Here is a 17,429-nt window from a genome sequence, read left to right on the forward strand (position 1 = left end):
TAACCACGAACTTCAATCCTGAACGGCCTCTGCGTCATCGGAACCTTGCCGCAGCAGCGCCGCTCTGATCCGTCGCAGGCCTGGGTGATTCCGTCCGCCCGACTCGGTCACCGCTCGCTCGTGACGAACAACGGCCGGCGGATCGCTGTCCGACTCGGCCGTGGCAGTGAGCAGGCCAAGGGTGCCGGTCAGCTCCAACAGCCTCCGTACGCAGGGGCTGGCGTCGATCACGGCTACGGTCTGACCCCGCGACCGTGCCCTGTACCAGGTGTTCATGAGGGCGTGAAGGCCCGAGCAGTCACAGAACGTGACCCTGGCAAGATCGATTTCGAGGGCGGCGGACGCGTGCAGGGCACCGGTGAGCACCCGACGCAGGTCTGCCGCGCTGTCCAGATCGATTTCGCCGACCACGACCACTCGGGCACGGTGGCCGGCGGCGGCGGTCACGGTGAGGGCGACGCGGCTGATGTCGGTCGAGTCGACGACGGGGCGCGAAGGGCGGGGACGAGGCTCATCGAAGGCACCTGAGGCGGAAGCCATGATCATCTCCCTAGAACGGGAAACACGTCTGACCTCATGCTGAGCCGCACTCGAAGACACGTCAATAGATACCTGAATTTTATTTCAGGTAGTGCGAAGCCTGTATGAGGGAACGTACGATGGGGGCATGGACGAAGCCTCTGCGCCCCGCACCTCGTGGACGTTCCTGACCAGCCATGCGCGCGTTCTCTCGGCCATCTCGCGCGATCCGTGGATCCGGGTTCGCGATCTTGCCAGGAGGCTCGGGCTGACCGAGCGGACCGTCCAGGCCGTGCTCTCCGACCTGGAATCGGCCGGATATCTGACGCACACGCGCGAAGGCCGCCGGAACAGGTACCACCTGATCGGGGGCAGATTCCGTCATCCTGCGGAGGAGCACCGCGACATTGCGCCGCTCCTGGAAATCTTCGAAGCCCCGGCGCCCGACGGCGGGCAGGGCAACGTCACGGCCCAGACGGTTCCGGATGGCAGCAACCCCGACGCGGCAGGCTCGCACGACGAACCTCGTAACGCATAGCCGGGACAGCCACGGCCGGCAACGTCAGCGCATGGTGGAACGCGCGATGCGGAATCCAACGTCGTCGATCCGGAAGGTCGGGTGGCTGCGGCGCCGCACGGAGGCCCGGCAGCTCCAGCGCTCGTCGAACCACCCACCGCCCCGCAGCACCCGATAGCTGCCGTAGACCTCGGCGTCGTAGAGATCCCAGCACCACTCCCACACGTTGCCCAACATGTCGTACAGGCCCCACGCGTTGGGCAGCTTGGCGCCCACGTCGTGAATGCGCTCGTGCGAGTTGCCGCGATGCCAAGCGATCTCGTCGAGCTGCCCGTACCGCGCGCCGGCCGTACCGGCACGACATGCGTGCTCCCACTCGGCCTCGGTCGGTAGCCGGTACCCGCCCGAGGACGTGTCCCACTCGAAACCGTCCGCGTCAGCATCGAGGCGATACGCGGGCGCCAACCCCTCGCGCTGGGACAGGGCGTTGCAGAACCTGACCGCGTCCACCCACGACACACCCTCGACAGGCAACTGGTCACCCTGCGCGGTGCTCGGCCGTTGGCCGGTGACGTGTGCGTACCGCTCCTGGGTGATCGGGAACGCCGCAAGCTGGTAGGGCGCAAGGTCTACCGACCAACTGCGTTGCGTCCGCCGGTCCGACAGCGTCGCTTGTCCCGGCGGGATGGCCATCATCGCGCTTCCTGTGCTCACGTCCATAGGCAGGCAACCCTACCGACGCCTGTCTCACCCATGCGTGATCCCCCGTATCGGCCTACCGTCAGAAGATGAGCGAGATCTTCGTGATGTACGAGCTCGACCAGCCTCCCGCAGCGCGATCGTTGGCCGGAGCGTCACAGGCCGAGGAGCGTCCCGTCCTGCGCGTGCACGCTGCGAACGCCGCTCCCGGGTCTTCGACCACTCCTGGGCCACGAACCCTGTGCGGTCAGGACACGTTCGCGATGGGGACGGCCTCCTGGAAGCCGTCGGAGCATCCCGGTTCATCGTGGTACACACCGAAGTACGCCCAACTCGTGTGCGCCCAGTGCGATGCCGTGATGGAGGTCTGACGACCGGACGGCGACGGGCAGCGGCCCAACTTCCGGGGCGCGCATATTCTCGGAGTGGGAAGGCTCATCCCGATGGCCGAGGAGTGACCATGAGTGATTCCGGAAGTCATGTCCGTCAGCTGCGACAGGAGGCTGAGGGGCTCAAGGAGCAGGCGGAGCGGGCGACCGATCCGCAGGAGCGGCAGCAGCTCCAGGACAAGGCGCGCAGGCTGCTCGCGCAGAGCGAGCAGGAGAGCGCCATGGCCGCGGGGGACATTTACCCCCAGGAGTAGGTGCTGAGGCAGGAGGGCCGAGGCGCAGACGGCCACGCCTCGGCAGGGTGCGCCATGCGCTCCGCGGCGGGCCACGGCGCTGTTGGCCGGCGCTCGTGCCCGCCACGGAGCCCGCGACCGGTCGGCGGGGTTTCAGACGCCCACGGGTGTCCGCTCGTCCTCGGTGGGCGCGCCTTCGGTGAGGCCCAGCCGCTTGTGCACCGTGCGCAGCGGCTTCGGCGCGTACCAGGCTGCACGCCCCAGCAGCCGCATGGCCGCAGGTACGAGCACCCCGCGTACGGCCACCGCGTCGATCAGGATCGCCAGCCCGCTGCCGAGCCCGAACATCTGGATGAAGCTGACACTGGACGTGCCGAAGGCGAAGAAGCTCACCGCGAGCAGTCCGGCCGCCATGGTCACGATCCGCCCGGTGTGCGAGAGCCCGCTGGACACGGCTGTCTCGGTGTCGGCGCCCGCGTCGTGCAGCTCCTTGATCCGGCTGGTCACGAAGACCTCGTAGTCCATGGACAGGCCGAAGGCGATGCAGAACATGAGCACCGTCATCGAGGTGTCCATCGGTTGCGGCGTGAAGCCGAGCAGGGAAGCCAGGTGGCCGTCCTGGAAGATCCACACCATGATGCCGATGGCCGCGGTGAGGCTGATGGCGTTCAGGATCAGGGCCCGCAGTGGCTGGACCACGCTGCCCGTGAACAGGAAGAGGATCACGAACGTGGTGCCCGCGACGAGACCGATGGCGGCCGGGAGCCGGTCGGCGATCGAGTCCTTGGAGTCGATGAGCCGCGCGTCGGTGCCGCCGACCAGCGCCTCGGTCCCGGCGGGCGGATCCACCGCCCGTACGTCCTTGACCAGGTCCTGAGCCTCGCCCGACTTGGGGGTGAGGTCGCTGACGACGGCGATCCGCTGGGCGTCGGGCCGGCCCAGTGCGGCGTTCGCGGGCCCGGGCGGGGCGAAGCGGCCGTCCCGGAAGGTGCCGGCGGAGGTCTCCACCCGCACCGCGCCGTCGAGCCGCGAAATGTCCGTCGCGTACGTGCGCAGGTCGGCCGGGGACACGGGCCCGGTCGTGACGATCTGCACCGCCGACTCGTCGCTGCCGGTGAAGTCGTTCTGCACCGCGGTGGCGACCTGCCTGCTCTGGGCGCTCTCCGGAAGCACCCGCTCGTCCGGCGTGCCGAAGGTGACGCCGAGCAGTGGACTCGCGGCGAGCAGCAGCACCCCGAGGACCGGCAGTGCGGTCAGGGCGGGCCTGCGCATGACCGTGCGGGCCAGTCGGCCCCACAGGGGAGCCTCGGCGCTGCGCACGGTCTTCGCCCAGGGCAGCCGGCCGTTGTTGACCCGGTGGCCCAGCACGGCGAGCAGCGCCGGGATGACGACCAGGGCGCTGACGGCGGCGATGGCCACCACGCCGATGCCGGCGTAGGCGAAGGAACGCAGGAAGTACTGCGGGAAGACCAGCAGCGCCGCGAGTGCGGCGGCGACGGTCGCCGCGGAGAAGGTGATGGTCCGCCCGGCCGTCCGTACCGTGTGCCGGAGCGCTTCGGGGACGGCGGCGCCCTGCGCGAGGTGCTCGCGGAACCGGCTGATCATGAGCAGGGCGTAGTCGATGCCCAGGCCCAGGCCGAGTGCGGTGGTGAGGTTGATCGAGAAGACCGACACGCTGGTGATGCTCCCGAGCACATAGAGCTCGGCGAAGGTGCCGACGATCGCGATCAGCCCGATGACCAGGGGCAGCAGTGCCGCCACCACGCTGCCGAAGGCGATGACCAGCAGGACGAGGATCAGTGGCACGGCGATCGTCTCGGCCAGCGCGAGGTCCTTGGCGACCTGGGTGGGCACTTCGTCGCCGACCGCGGCCGATCCGCCGGCCTGGACGGTCAGCCCGTTCCAGTCGCCGGTGTACTCGTCGATGATCGCCGAGGCGTTGTCGCCCTGCTCGGTGTCGTTGCCCTTGACGTGGGCCAGTACCAGCGCCTCGTTCCCGTCCCGGGAGGTCAGCGCGGAGGTGCCGGTGTCCCAGTACGAGATCACATTCGCCACGGTGGGCTCGCCCCGAAGCTCCGAGGTGAGGGCGCGGCCGGCGCGCTCGGCGGCGGGGGAGCCGATGCTGCCCTCGTCGGCCCGGACCAGCAGGACGAGGTTGCTCTCGCCGCCGAACTTGTCGTCGATGAGCTTCTGGGCACGGGCAGAGGGCGCGCTCGGATCTTCGAAGCCGCCGCCCTGGAGCTTGCCGAACGCCCCGAAGCCGATGGCTCCCATAGCGATCACGGCCACCACGGTGAGTAGCAGTACGAGCCTGCCCCGGTGCAGGGCCAGCTCGGTGATTCTGTCGAACATGGTCATCACCTACCGATGTTTACTCCGTTAACATCGACGATGGCACATGATGTTAATAGCGTCAACTTGGGGCAGAATGGGCTCATGGAATCGACCACGGGCACCAGGTCCCGCTACCACCACGGCGACCTCCGCAACGCGCTGATCGAGGCCGCCGTCGAGCTCGCGGCCGAAGGCGGCCCCGAGCGTGTCGTCCTGCGCGAGGCGGCCCGCAGCGTCGGCGTGTCACCCACCGCCGCGTACCGCCACTTCACCGGCCAGGGAGATCTCCTCGAGGCTGTGAAGATCGTCGGTCAGCAGGCGCTGGCCGACTCGATGGCCGAGGCCGTACGCGTGCTCCCCGGGCTCGACGACCCGGGTGAACAGGCCGTTCGCAGGGCCGAGGCGATCGGGCGCGGCTATGTCCGGTTCGCGATCGAGCACCCGGGCCTCTACCGCACCGCCTTCTGCCGTACGCCCCTGGCGCAGAGCGGCGACTTCACCGGCCTCGAAGCCCCCGAGTCCAGGCCGGAGTTCGCGGCGTTCGTACTGCTCTCGGACACGCTCGACATGCTCGTGGCCGCGGGCCGGATGCGGCCGGAGAACCGGCCCGCGGCGGAGGTTGCCGCCTGGTCGGCCGTCCACGGACTCGCGCTGCTCATCCTCGACGGCCCGCTCGCCCAGCTGCCGCCCGACCAGCGCGATGCGGTCGTCGAGCGCACCCTCACCACTCTCTCCGCGGGCCTCACACGCTGACCCTGCGAGCGTGGTGCTCAACTCTCTGTCGGCACGTTCCGCCCGGCACCTTCGTCAGAGGACTCGCGTGTCACGGCGAGGTACGCCCAAGGGCGTTGCCGCCCGCCGCTCACGGCGGCAATGCCGGTCTCGTCGTAGCGGGAAGTCGCAAGGGACCAGGCGAGGTTGCCCGCCATCAGGTGACCCATGCCCTCCACGTAGTGGTCGATGTGCCCGCGCACCTCCGGGAGCACGCCTCGCTCGCTCAGCGCTTTCGGGAGAGCCGCCGTGAGCTGCGCGAAGCGGGCCATGTGCGCGTTCGCGCGGGCGGCGATGTACGCGACGGACTGGTCCAGGGTGCAACCCTTCTGTTCGCGGAGGACGATGACGCTGTTGTTCACATCCCCGGCGGCCAGTTCCTTGACGAGCGAGACGATGTCATTGACGAAGATGACCACATCGCCGGTGATCTCACGCATCTCCCGCAGCGGGGAGGAGCCGTGCAGCTCGTCCGGCAGCGCGTAACCACCGCACCGCTCGGTGAAGTCGAGGCAGGGCTGTACCCCTATGGAGTCGCGCCTGACCTTGAGGAACTGTTCCAGGGAAGGCAGGCGTTGCGCGCTGCGATTGCGTGCTTCCCCCAGGTGGGCGGCCAGGTAGGCCTGCCAGTGCGTACGGAAACGACGCCGCCAGTTGTACGGTGTGCGGGCGGTTGCCCGGCGCCAGATGTCCCGGAATCCCTGGACGAGCGGCGGGCCGTGCCCGCCGGACACCTGGGGCGCGCCGTCCGTCGTCATGGTCCGTACGAGGGAGTCCACCACGGGTTCGATCGCCTCGGGGCGCATCCCCAGGTGTCCGTCGAACTGGTCGTCGAAGATGAAGAACCAGGCGTTGAAGTCGGCCGCCAGCTCAAGGTCGTTGCCTGTGGCGTCGGGGTAGAAATACGCCATTAATCGCTCCAGCCGGAGCGCGTCGTACTCAGCCGTCACGGCTTCCCCGGTCAGCAATCCCGTCTCCTGCAGCCACTGCAGTGAGTGCCGCCGGGCCCGCTCCGCATGAGGGTTGAAGCGGGCGGGGAACGGAATCCTGATCGCGGCGGTGCGCCGGGTAGGGTCCGTGAGCGCCCGGTTGCGGCCGGAAGTCATCGCGTTCGCCATACACACCCCCTGGGTGTCCGCGGCGCGTCCCGCCGCGACGATGCACGCCTGGCGCATTCTTGGCGTTCTTTCGACCCTAGGCGCCGCATCACGCGTACGGCCGTGGTCGACGGGTGCGATGGGGCGTAAGACCGGCGCACGCGACCGCGTGCGCGCCCTCTGCGGCGCAGTGTGAGCGAGGCGGGGTGAGAGGTAACCGCCGTGCGGTCACCGGTGTTACCAGAATTTCGTCCTCATGGGGCAAAAGCCGCCGCGAGGGCTACGGACCGTCTCCGAGGGCGTACTCTTCGCGTACTCGGACGACACACGGTCGAAGGAAACGGATGTGACCTACACAGGAGACCGGCCGGGGCGACCGCGTCGGCTGCTGCTGGAACGTGACGCGGAACTCGCGGCAGTGGATGTTCTGTTGACCGACCTGAGCGGGTCGTCCACGGGCTCGGCCGCGCCGGGTACCGGCGGCTTACTGACCTTTGCCGGGCCGGCGGGACTCGGCAAGACGACTCTCCTCACAGAGGTGCGCAGGAAGGCCGTGGCTCGCGGCTGCACAGTGCTTTTCGCCCGCGGAGGAGAGCAGGAGCAAGGCGTCGCCTTCCACGTCGTACGCCAGCTCGTCCAGCCCGTACTCGCGGCAGCCACCGAGAAGGAACACCGCAAGATACTTGGCAGTTGGTACGAAATCGTCGCCCCTGCCGTCGGCCTGGTAGCCGGGAACAGCAACGGCTCACCCGATCCGCAGGGAGTGCGGGACGGCCTGGACTGGATCGCCACCCGCTTCGCCGTCCAACAGGCGCCGCTGGTGGTGATGGTGGACGACGCTCACTGGGCCGACGCCGAGTCGCTGGCCTGGCTCACCGGCTTCGCACCGCGGGTCAGTGAGCTCCCGTTGCTGCTCGTCGTGGCCTATCGCTCCGATGAACTCCCCGCCGACGCGGTGGCGTTCGGCAGACTTACTGAACGCCATGGGTCGCGCCCCTTCGACCTCGTACCGTTCACCCCTGGCGCGGTGAGCCGCATCGTCCGGGACACCCTGGGTGAGGAAGCCGACGAGGGATTCTGCCGCGAGGCCTGGGCGGTCACCGGAGGGAACCCCTTCGAGACCGTCGAACTCACCGCCAGGGTCGCCGATCGCGGGCTGAAACCGCAGGTCGTGCACGTGCCCGAACTGCGGGAGCTCGCCTCCGCCGTGAAGGGCGGCGGGCTCATCGAGCGGCTGGAGCGGCTCGGCACCTCCGCCGTCCGGTTCGCCTGGAGTGCAGCCGTGCTGGGCGCCGAGGCGTCCCGGAGTCTGGCAGCGAGCGTCGGCGGACTGGGCGATGCCGAGTCTGCGGACGCCGTCGCCCGGCTGCGCCAGGCCCGTATACTCGCCGACCCGGCTCCCGACGCCCCGGACGACGACCGGTTGGAGTTCTTCCACCCGCTCGTCGCCACCGCCGTTTACCGGGCGATTCCCGCGGCGTTCCGCGTAGCCATGCACGGGCAGGCCGCCGCTGTTGTCTCAAGCGCCGGCCTGGGCGCCACCACCGCTGCCCGGCACCTGTTGGAGGTGCACCCCGAGAGCGACCCCTGGGCCGTGCGGCAGTTCCGCGAAGCCGCCCGCGAATACCTCAGAGCGGGTGCTCCCGAGGCTGCCCGGCGCTGCCTCGCCAGGGCACTGCGCGAGCCACCCGCGCTGGAGGAGCGGGCCGATGTGCTGTTCGAACTCGGCTGCTCAGCGCTGCTGACCGAACCGGCGACCACGGTCAACCATCTGCGGGCCGCACTGGACGAGCCCGTTCTCGACCCCGCCCTGCGCGAAGCCATCGTCTACCGGCTGGCGCAGGCCCTCGGCCACTCGGACCGCATGGCGGAGGCCGCCGAGACGGTTGCCGAAGCCGCCCGGGGAGCCACCAACGCAAGGACCCGGCTGCGCATGCAGGCGGAGCAGTTCATGTGGAACGCCTTCCGGGCCGACGAACAGGACTCGCCAGCCCGCTCACGAAAGCTGGCCAGGCTCGCCGAGCACCTCACCGGCCGCGGCACGGCGGAGCGGTACATCCTCGGGCTGCGTGCCTGGGACGCCATGGTGCGCGGCGAGCCCGCCGCCACCGCGCTCCACTACGCGGAAGAAGCCCTCGGCGAGGGCCTCAAGTGGACCGACGAGCAGTGGGGTTTCGAGGTTCCGGTCCTGGTCGCTCTCACCTTCATGTACTGCGACCAGCCCGGGCGCGCGGAGGAACTCTTCAACAGAGGCATCGCGGAATGTGAGACCAAGGGCTGGCGCGGAGCTCATCTGTCCTTCGGTTACACACTTCTGGGGTATATCCGCTATCGCCGCGGATGCCTTGACGAGGCCGAGAGCCTGGTCCGCGGAGGACTGCGCATCGCGGACAGGGTCGGGCACCAGGTGCCCGCACAGTACTTCGCCATCGGCATCCTCATCGAGATCCTGCTCGCCCGGGGCCGCACCCAGGACGCCCAGGAACTCGCCACCATGTACAGCTACGGCGATGTCGTGCCCAGCGCCGTCGTGTACCCGGACTCCCAGACCGTCTACAGCGAGCTGCTGCTCGCCCTCGGCATGCATCGCGAGGCCGAGCATCAGCTTGCCCAGGTCGGTCTGCGGCTCGAACCGCGCGGCATGCGCAACCCCGCCTGGTGCCCCTGGCAGCTCCACCTGGCCCAGGCGCTGAAAGTCGACGACCCTGAACGGGCCCTCGAGTACGCCTCCGAAGGCGTCCGCAGAGCCCGCCGGTTCGGTACCCAGTCCGCCATCGGACAGGCCTTGCGTGCCATGGCCTCGGTGGCCCGCGGCGCGGAACGGGTCACCCTGCTGGCCGAAGCCGTCGAACACCTCGAGCGCTCCCCGTCCGGCTACGACCTGGCGTGTGCGCTGGTGGACCACGGCATCGCACTGCGCCAGGTCGGACTGCCCCAGGACGCAGCCGAGCAGCTTCACCGCGGACTGGAAGGCGCCGTTCAGTGCGGAGCCGACGCCCTCGCGGCGCGAGCTCGTGAGGAGCTGGACGCGGCTGGTCTGTGGCCGGTCCAACTGCGCACCACGGCCACGGAATCGCTCACCACGCAGGAGCGGACCGTGGCCGAATGGGCTGCCCGGGGCTGGTCGAACGCCCGTATCGCGGAAGCGCTGGGCGCTCAGGACCCGGTCGTGACGCGCATGCTGTCGGACATTTACCGCAAGGTCGGCTCCGACCACGAGGGCCTGACACGGCTGATCGGGAAGCACGACGGCGCACGGCCGACACCGGGTGACTGAGCCGTGAGGCGAAGCCCCCACGGGTTCGCTTTTCCCGTGGGGGCGCCGCGGTGCGGGATCAGTAGACGCTGACCTTGTACTTGGCCAGGGCCTCGGGAACGGGCTGGTAGAACGTCGTGCCGCCGGAGGAGCAGTTCCCACTGCCGCCGGAAGTGATGCCGAGCGCCTTGGTCCCGTCGTAGAGCGGTCCGCCGGAGTCGCCGGGTTCGGCGCAGACGTTGGTCTGGATCATGCCGCGGACCGTGCCGCCGCCGGTGTAGTGGACCGTGACGTTCAGCGCGGTGACGGCACCGCTGCGCGTGCCGGTCGTGGAGCCGGTGCGCTTGACGGGTTCACCGACGTAGGCGTTCGCCGCGGTGAAGCCGCCCGGGTGGCTGAGCGAGGCGTTGTCGTAGCGCACGAGGGCGTAGTCGTTGCCCGGGAAGCTGGAGTTGATGGTCGGGCCGATGAGCGTGGTCAGGCTGGAGCTGGTGTACCAGGTCTTGGCCACGTCGCCGCAGTGGCCCGCGGTGAGGAAGTAGTACGTACTGCCGCTGACGACATTGAAACCGAGCGAACAGCGGTAGCCGCCGCCGTAGACGGCATCTCCCGCGGAGAGCATCGGGGCGAAGACGCCGGATGCCCGCTCGATCGTGATCGCGCCCGCTTCGGCGCCCGCCGATTTCTTAATCTTTGCGATGCCGGCGCGGGAGACGGTGCTGTCGGCGGTGACGACGACCTTGCCCGACGTGCCGTCGACATGCCAGGCGGTGCCGCCGACATCGGCCTTCTGCACCGCTTCGCTGACCCGGGAGAGCTGTGTGGCGCTGTACGTGTGCGGGGTGGCCGCGGTCGCGTTGGGCAGGGCGACCACGGTGGCGGCTACCAGACCGGCTGCGGCAGCGAGCATCTGGATGCGTCTCGCGGTGCCACGACGGGGGGTGGTGCGCTCGATCCTCACTGATCTCCTCCTGGGGATGGGAGGGGCCCGGGGGGTGAGAGGCCCGTGAGGCGCAGCCAGGGGCAACGCGGTGACGTGTCCCCGACAAGCGCTGCGGTGGAGTATCGGGCAGTCGGGGACCGGCCACAAGAGTGCCGACAGGGACCGGGTACGCGGGGCGGTGTCCGGCCGCTTCGGGAAGGCGAGTTGCTGTGCCGTGGGCAACCCCCCTGGCACGGCCTGACCGGGAAAGACGTCAGCGCGGCGAAAGCTGGTCGTACGTCTTGAAGGTGTAGTACGCGGACAAGGTGATCGTGTTCCCGGCCTTCGCCGGGAGGCCGAACCGGTCGTTGACGAGGCCGCCCAGAGGGCCACAGCCGTCGGCGGCCGGGGCGGTGAAGACATCGTCGTAAGCGTCGAACTTGATGATCGACGGGTTCTTCGACACCCACTGGGAGGCGCCCGCGCGCTCCAGCCGGAGCTCGATCGGGGCGTCGCCACCGATGACGCAACCATGCGGCAGCAACGGACTGAGGGCGCGAAAGCGCATGGTGAACAGGCCCAGGCTGGTCCCGGCAGAGTAGAAGTCGGATCGGCCGCCGTACTCGGGCTGCAGGGACAGTGACAGCAGGCGGCTGTGGTCGCCGGCGGCGTTGCCGAGGAGGCCGCCGGGGACCCGCGTCGGCGCGCCGCGCAGCGCGCCCCAGACCTGCCCCTTGCTTCCGTCGGGCAGCGGTCCCTCCGCATGGGTGATGGTCATCGGCGCCAATTCGGGAATGCTTCGGCTTCCGAGGGTCAACGAGCCCGTAGCGGTGAGGACTTCGCACTTCCAGCGGGGCGCGTCGACACCGGCCGGGATCTCAGGGCAGTCGCTGAAGTCGTACGAGGGGGTGGGAGGCGCGTCAGCGGCGACGGCGGGAGCGACGGCCGCACCGACGACGGTGGTGGCGAGGGTGGCGGCGACAGCGAGTCCGGCGGCCCCGCGGCGGACAGTCGCGGGGCGCTTCTCAATGGTGGTCTGCATGAGTCCCAGCCTGCTGTCGCACACAGCAGGGCCGCCATCGGGAAGCCCCCTCGCCGTACCCTGAGCCGCCCCTGACCTCATGTCAGGGTCCGGCCCTCAGCGGCCGCTTCGCTGCTGGTCTCTGCCATGATGCGACGATGATCGAGTATGAATCGCCGGACCGCCGCCCGCTCTTTCGCCGCCCCGAAGACGGGGAGTTGATCGACGTGGCGGGGGTCGGGCATTTCTTCAGGCTGACCGCCGAGCACACCGAAGGCCGGTTCGCCTTCGAGGAGTTCACACTGAGCCCGGGGATCGTGGGCGCGCGTCCCCATGTCCACCACGGACACGACGAGTACTTCTACGTACTGGAAGGGGACTTGACCCTCCACAACGGCGACGGTGAGATAACGGCCGGTCCGGGTGGCCTGCTGGCCGCGGTGCGCGGCACACCACACGGATTCCGCAACGCCGGAACCCGGACCGCGCGAGCCCTGTGCCTCTACACTCCCGCCGGATACGAGGGGTACTTCCGCGAGGTGCACGCGGCGGTTGCGGCAGGCGCCGAGGTGACTGACGAACTGCTGGCGGAGTTCCGCGGACGGTACCGCACGACCTCCGCGAACTGAGCGAGAGCGCGCGCTCGCGCGGACCTTTGAGCCATGGTCATGCCGACGTTCGGGAGCGGGCCTTGCCTGCCTCCCTCCCGTCCGTGTCATGGTGAATGGGCGTCCCCGAACCGGTCAGCGGAACCCCCGTCCCGCCCCGGCGCGTCGCGACGATCTCCGCCGCTATGGACAGGGCGGTCTCCTCGGGAGTGCGGGCCCCGAGGTCGAGGCCGATGGGGGAGCGCAGCCGGGCCAACTCACCCTCCGTGACGCCGACTTCGCGCAGGCGCCGGTTGCGGTCCTCGTGGGTGCGGCGCGAGCCCATCGCGCCGACGAACGCGACCGGCAGCCGCAGGGCGGTCTCCAGCAGCGGCACGTCGAACTTGGCGTCGTGGGTGAGCACGCAAAGGACGGTTCGTTCGTCTGTCGCCGTGCGCCGGAGGTAGCGGTGAGGCCAGTCGACCACGAGCTCGTCGGCCTCGGGGAAGCGGACGCGGGTGGCGAAGACCTGCCGGGCGTCGCACAGAGTCACGTGGTAGCCGAGGAACTTGCCCACCCGTACGAGCGCCGTCGCGAAGTCCACGGCACCGAAGACGATCATCCGGGGCGGCGGCACGCTCGACTCCACGAACAGCGTCACGCCGCCCGGGCAGCGCGACCCGTCCTCCGCGATCTCGACCGTGCCGGTGCGGCCGGTGTCCATCATCGCGCGGGCTTCCGCCGCCGCCGACCGGTCCAGTTCCGGATCGGCGTCGAGGCCGCCCTCGTACGATCCGTCTGGGTGGACGAGCAGCGCCCTGCCGAGCAGTTCGTCCGGGCCACGGGCCACCCTGGCCAGTGCCGCCCCCTCTCCTCGGGCCGCCGCCGACACCCCCGCCCGGAACACCGGCGCGTCCGCGCGCACCGGCGTGACCAGGACTTCGATGACGCCGCCGCAGGTGAGTCCCACCGCGAAGGCGTCCTCGTCGCTGTATCCGAAGCGTTCGCGCACCGTCCGGCCGTCCTGGAGCGCCTGGACGCACAGGTCGTACACCGCCCCTTCCACGCAACCGCCGGAGACGGAACCGATGGCGGTGCCGTGACTGTCGACTGCCAGCGCGGCGCCGGGACCGCGTGGCGCGCTGCCGCCGACGGTCACGACGGTGGCTACGGCGAAGTCCCGGCCCTGATCGAACCAGCGGTTCAACTCCTCGGCGATGTCAAGCACTCCGGACTTCCTCCTCCGGCCGACTCCGGGCCTCCTCCGCCCGATGCCTGGCTTCGTCTGCCGCCCGCAGGACGCGGTCGGGACGGATCGGCAGGTCCCGGTGGCGTACGCCGGTCGCGTGCCACACCGCGTTGGCGATCGCGGCGGCAACGCCCACGATGCCGATCTCGCCGATGCCCTTGATCCCGACCGGGTCGTCCGGGACGGGGTCATCCACCCAGCCCGCCTCGATGAGCGGGACGTCGGCGTGCGCGGCGAAGTGATAGCCGGCGAGGTCGGCGCCGACGAGGCCGCCGGATGCCTGGTCCCTGATCGCCTCCTCGTGGAGGGCCATGGACAGTCCCCAGGTCATCCCGCCGATGAACTGGCTGCGGGCCGTGAGCGGGTTGACGATCGTGCCCGCGGCGTAGATCCCGAGCAGCCGTCGCGCGCGCACCTCACCGGTGGTGACATCCACCGCGACCTCGGCGAAGTGCGCCCCGAAGGAGTGCCGTTCCTTCTGCGCGAGAGCCCCGATGGCCTCGGCGGTGTTCGACCGGGCGGTGATCCCCTCCGGGGGAATGCTGCTCCCCAGGGCCAGTCGCTCCCGCAGCTCGGCCACGGCGAGTGTCACCGCCCACGCCCAGGAGCGGGTGCCCGTCGAGCCGCCGGCGATCATCGCCGGACCGAGGTCGCTGTCCGCGATGTGCAGGCGGATGAGGTTCCGATCCACCTCCAGCGCGTCCGCGGCGATCGAGGCGATGGCGGTCCGCGCCCCCGTGCCGATGTCCGTGGCGTTGACCCGCACGGTGAAGGTTCCGTCCGGCTCCGCGGTCACTGCCGCCGTGGACGGGCCGACTCCCGAGGGGTAGGTGGCCGCGGCCGTTCCGGTCCCGAGCAGCCAGCGCCCCTCACGGCGCAGGCCGGGCCGCGGGTCGCGGTCCGCCCAGCCGAACCTGCGGGCGCCCTCCTCGAAGCATGCCAGCACATTGCGGCTGCTGAACGGCAGCCCGGACACGGGACCCGTCTCGGGTTCGTTGCGCGCGCGCAGCGCGATCGGGTCCATGCCGCACTTCTCGGCCAGTTCGTCGAGGGCGGATTCGAGGGCGAAGGACCCCGGTGCCTCGCCCGGTGCGCGCATCCAGGTCGGGGTCGGCACGTCGAGCCGTACGAGCCGGTGAAGGGTGTGGTGCGCGTCTGCGTCGTACATCACGCGCCCCATCACGGCGCTCGACTCGATGAATTCGTGCACGGTCGAGGTCAGACTCTGCGACCGGTGGTCGAAGGCGCGCAGCCGCCCGTCGGCGTCGGCGCCGAGCCTGATCCGCTGCGCCGTGGGGCTGCGGTAACCGACGAGGGAGAACATCTGGCGGCGGGTCAGGACGACGCGGACCGGGCGGTGGAGGACGGTCGTGGCCATCACGGCGGCGACTTGGTGGGGGCTCAGGCCCTTCGATCCGAAGCCGCCGCCGACATGCTCGGCCCGCACGCGTACGGAAGCCGGATCGAGTGAGAAGAGCGATGCGAGTTCGCCCGCCACCCAGGTACTGCCCTGGTTGGAGTCGACGACGTCGAGCCGGCCACCGTCCCAGCGAGCTGTTGCGGCGTGCGGCTCCATCGCGTTGTGGTGTTCCTCCGGCGTGGTGTACTCCTCGTCCACGACGACTGCGGAAGCGCCGAGTTGAGCCTCTACGTCCCCCTTCTCCGTCCTGGCCTGGACCATCGGGGAGTCCTCCGGCGTGTACGCATCGGAACGTCCCGAGGAGAACGCGACGTCGTGCGGTTCCTCGTCGTATCGCACCACCAGGGCCTCGGCGGCCTCTCTGGCCTGCTCGGACGTCTCGGCCACCACCAACGCCACCGGCCAGCCCACGAAGGGCACCCGGTCGTGCTGGAAGATCCCGAGGACCGGGTTCGGCCGCCCCAGCATGCCGACATAGTCGGTGTCGACGCGCGGCGCGTTCCTGTGGTGCAGCACGGCGAGGACGCCGGGCATGGCAAGGACGGGGGAGTCCTCCACGGAGCGGACACGGCCACGGGCCACGGTCGACAACACCAGCCAGCCGTGCGCGAGTTCGGCGAAGGGGATCTCTCCGGCGTAGCGGGCAGCCCCGGTGACCTTGTCGCGGCCCTCCAGGCGGATGCGCGCGGCGCCGACGGCTCCCGTCACGGCTGCGATGTCGGTCGTCGTGGTCATCGGGAGGCCTCCTCGGTGAGTTCGGTGAGCTGGGCCACGACGAGGTTGCGCATCAACGTCACCTTGTATCCGTTCTCGGGAAGCGCCTCGGCGGCCGCCAGTTCGGCATCCGCCGCGGCGGCGAACGCCTCCGCGCTCGCCGGGCCGCCGATCAGCACCCGCTCGGCCGCACGAGCCCGCCACGGCCGGGACGCGACCGCCCCGAACGCGAGGCGCACTTCGCGTACGACATCGTCCTGGACGTCGAGCGCGGCGGCGATCGAGCCGATCGCGAAGGCGTACGAGGCGCGCTCGCGCACCTTGCGGTACCGCGAGTGGGCGGCGACGGGAGCCGGCGGCAGCGTGACGCCGGTGATCAGCGCGCCGGGCGGAAGGGCGGTCTCGATGTGCGGGGTGTCGCCCACCGGCAGATAGAAATCGGCGATCGGCAACTCGCCCGGCCCGTCCGCCGTTTCGTACGAGATGACCGCGTCGAAGGCGGCGAGCGCGACGGCCATGTCCGAGGGATGGGTGGCGACGCAGTGCTCGGAGGCGCCGAGGATCGCGTGGTTGTGGTGCTCGCCGGTGAGGGCGGGGCAACCGCTGCCGGGGGCACGCTTGTTGCACGGTTTGCTGAGGTCGGTGAAGTAGCCGCAGCGGGTGCGCTGGAGCAGATTCCCGCCGACCGTGGCCATGTTGCGCAGCTGTCCCGAGGCACCGGCCAGGACAGCCTGCGCCAACGCCGGGTAGTGACGCCGTACGTCGGGGTGGGCCGCGAGATCGCTGTTGGTGACGGTCGCGCCGATGCGCAGCCCGCTGTCGTGGCTGAACTCGACTCCGTCGAGGGGAAGTTCACGTACATCGATGAGCAGGGCGGGCCTTTCCACGCCGGCCTTCATCAGGTCGACGAGGTTGGTGCCGCCGCCGAGGAAGCGGGCGTCGGGGTCGGCGCCGAGCAGGGCGACCGCTCCGGAGACGTCGAAGACGCGTTCGTAGCCGAATTCCCTCATGCCGCCGCCTCCTTGGCCTCGGACGCCTCTGCCGCCCGGGCGACCGCCTGCACGATCGACACATAGGCGCCACAGCGGCACAGGTTGCCGCTCATCCGCTCGCGGATCTCTTCGGCGGTGAGCGCAGGCACTCCCGCTTCGGGCCGGACATCGTCGGTCACGGCGCTCGGCCAGCCCGCCGCGTGTTCCTCGATCACCGCGAGGGCCGAACAGATCTGCCCCGGTGTGCAGTAACCGCACTGATAGCCGTCGAGGTCGAGAAAGGCCTGCTGCACGGGATGCAGCCGCTCGCCATCGGCCACGCCTTCGATGGTGGTGATCGCGCGCCCCTCGGCCGCGACCGCGAGCTGAAGACAGGAAACTGCCCGGCGCCCGTCGAGCAGCACCGTGCAGGCGCCGCATTGGCCCTGGTCGCAGCCCTTCTTCGTGCCGGTCAGATCGAGATGCTCGCGCAGGGCGTCGAGCAGGGTGGTGCGATGGTCGACGGGCAGCGTGTACTTCTCGCCATTGATGTTCAGGGTGATGGCGCTGGACGTCGATGGGGCCATGATCAGCCTTCTTTCGCATTGCTGATGCGCGTCGAACGAGACGATCCCGGCAGACAGTCCGGGAGGGAGAGGGCGATGCGGGTGAATGAACCAGTGACGATGGCACCGGTCGGCCACACTGTCCGGATCCCCCGCTATGGTGG

The 17,429-nt window shown here is 69.9% G+C and carries 16 protein-coding genes; 6 read left to right on the top strand and 10 right to left on the bottom strand.

The features are described from left to right. Nucleotides 1–12: 12 nt before the first annotated feature. The gene (locus OG741_RS36805; RefSeq protein WP_405605040.1) at nt 13–540 is read right to left on the bottom strand and encodes an STAS domain-containing protein; all 528 of its coding nucleotides are present in this window, start codon (nt 538–540) and stop codon (nt 13–15) included. 127 nt (nt 541–667) lie between these two features. Here OG741_RS36805 and OG741_RS36810 point away from each other — a divergent pair, with 127 nt between their 5' ends. Beyond that, a complete protein-coding gene (locus tag OG741_RS36810) occupies nt 668–1,057 on the top strand; it encodes a helix-turn-helix transcriptional regulator (RefSeq protein WP_405605042.1) in 390 nt (129 codons plus the stop codon). Between the two features lie 24 nt (nt 1,058–1,081). On the opposite strand, the gene OG741_RS36815 is transcribed toward OG741_RS36810, so the two are convergent. Continuing rightward, the gene (locus OG741_RS36815) at nt 1,082–1,756 is read right to left on the bottom strand and encodes a formylglycine-generating enzyme family protein (protein WP_405605044.1); all 675 of its coding nucleotides are present in this window, start codon (nt 1,754–1,756) and stop codon (nt 1,082–1,084) included. Between the two features lie 68 nt (nt 1,757–1,824). Here OG741_RS36815 and OG741_RS36820 point away from each other — a divergent pair, with 68 nt between their 5' ends. Together OG741_RS36820 and OG741_RS36825 are read left to right on the top strand one after the other, a co-directional pair. Beyond that, complete coding sequence (locus OG741_RS36820; RefSeq protein ID WP_405605046.1) at nt 1,825–2,106, top strand: hypothetical protein; 282 nt, start codon at nt 1,825–1,827, stop codon at nt 2,104–2,106. 89 nt (nt 2,107–2,195) lie between these two features. Continuing rightward, on the top strand, nt 2,196–2,378 hold the full coding sequence (locus OG741_RS36825) for a DUF6381 family protein (protein WP_405605048.1): 183 nt from the start codon (nt 2,196–2,198) through the stop codon (nt 2,376–2,378). 132 nt (nt 2,379–2,510) lie between these two features. On the opposite strand, the gene OG741_RS36830 is transcribed toward OG741_RS36825, so the two are convergent. Further along, nucleotides 2,511–4,709 carry an MMPL family transporter gene (locus OG741_RS36830; RefSeq protein WP_405605050.1) on the bottom strand — a complete coding sequence of 733 codons (2,199 nt, stop codon included), beginning with the start codon at nt 4,707–4,709 and terminating at the stop codon, nt 2,511–2,513. 84 nt (nt 4,710–4,793) lie between these two features. Here OG741_RS36830 and OG741_RS36835 point away from each other — a divergent pair, with 84 nt between their 5' ends. After that, nucleotides 4,794–5,444, top strand: coding sequence for a TetR/AcrR family transcriptional regulator (locus tag OG741_RS36835; RefSeq protein ID WP_405605052.1), 651 nt, complete (start codon nt 4,794–4,796; stop codon nt 5,442–5,444). 17 nt (nt 5,445–5,461) lie between these two features. Here OG741_RS36835 and OG741_RS36840 read toward each other — a convergent pair whose 3' ends face one another. Continuing rightward, on the bottom strand, nt 5,462–6,580 hold the full coding sequence (locus OG741_RS36840) for an isoafricanol synthase (RefSeq protein WP_405605053.1): 1,119 nt from the start codon (nt 6,578–6,580) through the stop codon (nt 5,462–5,464). Between the two features lie 325 nt (nt 6,581–6,905). Between OG741_RS36840 and OG741_RS36845 the strand changes: the two genes are divergently transcribed. Continuing rightward, nucleotides 6,906–9,836, top strand: a complete 2,931-nt coding sequence (locus tag OG741_RS36845) for an ATP-binding protein (protein ID WP_405605055.1) — start codon at nt 6,906–6,908, stop codon at nt 9,834–9,836. A 58-nt stretch (nt 9,837–9,894) separates the two neighbouring features. Here OG741_RS36845 and OG741_RS36850 read toward each other — a convergent pair whose 3' ends face one another. Together OG741_RS36850 and OG741_RS36855 are read right to left on the bottom strand one after the other, a co-directional pair. Then, nucleotides 9,895–10,776, bottom strand: coding sequence for a S1 family peptidase (locus OG741_RS36850; protein WP_405605057.1), 882 nt, complete (start codon nt 10,774–10,776; stop codon nt 9,895–9,897). A gap of 235 nt (nt 10,777–11,011) precedes the next feature. Beyond that, nucleotides 11,012–11,779: a hypothetical protein gene (locus OG741_RS36855; protein ID WP_405605059.1), complete on the bottom strand. Its 768-nt coding sequence runs from the start codon at nt 11,777–11,779 to the stop codon at nt 11,012–11,014. 137 nt (nt 11,780–11,916) lie between these two features. Between OG741_RS36855 and OG741_RS36860 the strand changes: the two genes are divergently transcribed. Beyond that, entirely contained in the window at nt 11,917–12,387 is a 471-nt protein-coding gene (locus OG741_RS36860) for a cupin domain-containing protein (RefSeq protein ID WP_405605061.1), read from the top strand. Between the two features lie 37 nt (nt 12,388–12,424). Here the strand turns inward: OG741_RS36860 and OG741_RS36865 are convergent, their stop codons facing one another. Genes OG741_RS36865 through OG741_RS36880 form a run of 4 tightly spaced genes read right to left on the bottom strand, consistent with a single transcriptional unit; the run spans nt 12,425 to nt 17,286 of the window. Continuing rightward, the gene (locus OG741_RS36865) at nt 12,425–13,573 is read right to left on the bottom strand and encodes an XdhC family protein (RefSeq protein WP_405605063.1); all 1,149 of its coding nucleotides are present in this window, start codon (nt 13,571–13,573) and stop codon (nt 12,425–12,427) included. Next, on the bottom strand, nt 13,566–15,749 hold the full coding sequence (locus tag OG741_RS36870) for a xanthine dehydrogenase family protein molybdopterin-binding subunit (protein ID WP_405605065.1): 2,184 nt from the start codon (nt 15,747–15,749) through the stop codon (nt 13,566–13,568). The genes OG741_RS36865 and OG741_RS36870 overlap by 8 nt, the downstream gene beginning before the upstream one ends. Next, complete coding sequence (locus OG741_RS36875; protein ID WP_405605067.1) at nt 15,746–16,738, bottom strand: FAD binding domain-containing protein; 993 nt, start codon at nt 16,736–16,738, stop codon at nt 15,746–15,748. The genes OG741_RS36870 and OG741_RS36875 overlap by 4 nt, the downstream gene beginning before the upstream one ends. Beyond that, complete coding sequence (locus OG741_RS36880; RefSeq protein WP_405605978.1) at nt 16,735–17,286, bottom strand: 2Fe-2S iron-sulfur cluster-binding protein; 552 nt, start codon at nt 17,284–17,286, stop codon at nt 16,735–16,737. Before OG741_RS36880 ends, OG741_RS36875 begins: the two co-directional genes overlap by 4 nt. Nucleotides 17,287–17,429: the final 143 nt, after the last annotated feature.

The sequence above is a fragment of the Streptomyces sp. NBC_01410 genome, from assembly GCF_045040195.1.
Classification (GTDB): domain Bacteria; phylum Actinomycetota; class Actinomycetes; order Streptomycetales; family Streptomycetaceae; genus Streptomyces.

Bases quoted from the DNA above. Each gene is read 5' to 3' on its own strand.
- OG741_RS36870 (WP_405605065.1), bottom strand. From the start codon at position 15,749: ATGACCACGACGACCGACATCGCAGCCGTGACGGGAGCCGTCGGCGCC.
- OG741_RS36810 (WP_405605042.1), top strand. From the start codon at position 668: ATGGACGAAGCCTCTGCGCCCCGCACCTCGTGGACGTTCCTGACCAGC.
- OG741_RS36815 (WP_405605044.1), bottom strand. From the start codon at position 1,756: ATGGACGTGAGCACAGGAAGCGCGATGATGGCCATCCCGCCGGGACAA.
- OG741_RS36835 (WP_405605052.1), top strand. From the start codon at position 4,794: ATGGAATCGACCACGGGCACCAGGTCCCGCTACCACCACGGCGACCTC.
- OG741_RS36830 (WP_405605050.1), bottom strand. From the start codon at position 4,709: ATGTTCGACAGAATCACCGAGCTGGCCCTGCACCGGGGCAGGCTCGTA.
- OG741_RS36875 (WP_405605067.1), bottom strand. From the start codon at position 16,738: ATGAGGGAATTCGGCTACGAACGCGTCTTCGACGTCTCCGGAGCGGTC.
- OG741_RS36880 (WP_405605978.1), bottom strand. From the start codon at position 17,286: ATGGCCCCATCGACGTCCAGCGCCATCACCCTGAACATCAATGGCGAG.
- OG741_RS36860 (WP_405605061.1), top strand. From the start codon at position 11,917: ATGATCGAGTATGAATCGCCGGACCGCCGCCCGCTCTTTCGCCGCCCC.
- OG741_RS36840 (WP_405605053.1), bottom strand. From the start codon at position 6,580: ATGGCGAACGCGATGACTTCCGGCCGCAACCGGGCGCTCACGGACCCT.
- OG741_RS36855 (WP_405605059.1), bottom strand. From the start codon at position 11,779: ATGCAGACCACCATTGAGAAGCGCCCCGCGACTGTCCGCCGCGGGGCC.
- OG741_RS36825 (WP_405605048.1), top strand. From the start codon at position 2,196: ATGAGTGATTCCGGAAGTCATGTCCGTCAGCTGCGACAGGAGGCTGAG.
- OG741_RS36820 (WP_405605046.1), top strand. From the start codon at position 1,825: ATGAGCGAGATCTTCGTGATGTACGAGCTCGACCAGCCTCCCGCAGCG.
- OG741_RS36805 (WP_405605040.1), bottom strand. From the start codon at position 540: ATGGCTTCCGCCTCAGGTGCCTTCGATGAGCCTCGTCCCCGCCCTTCG.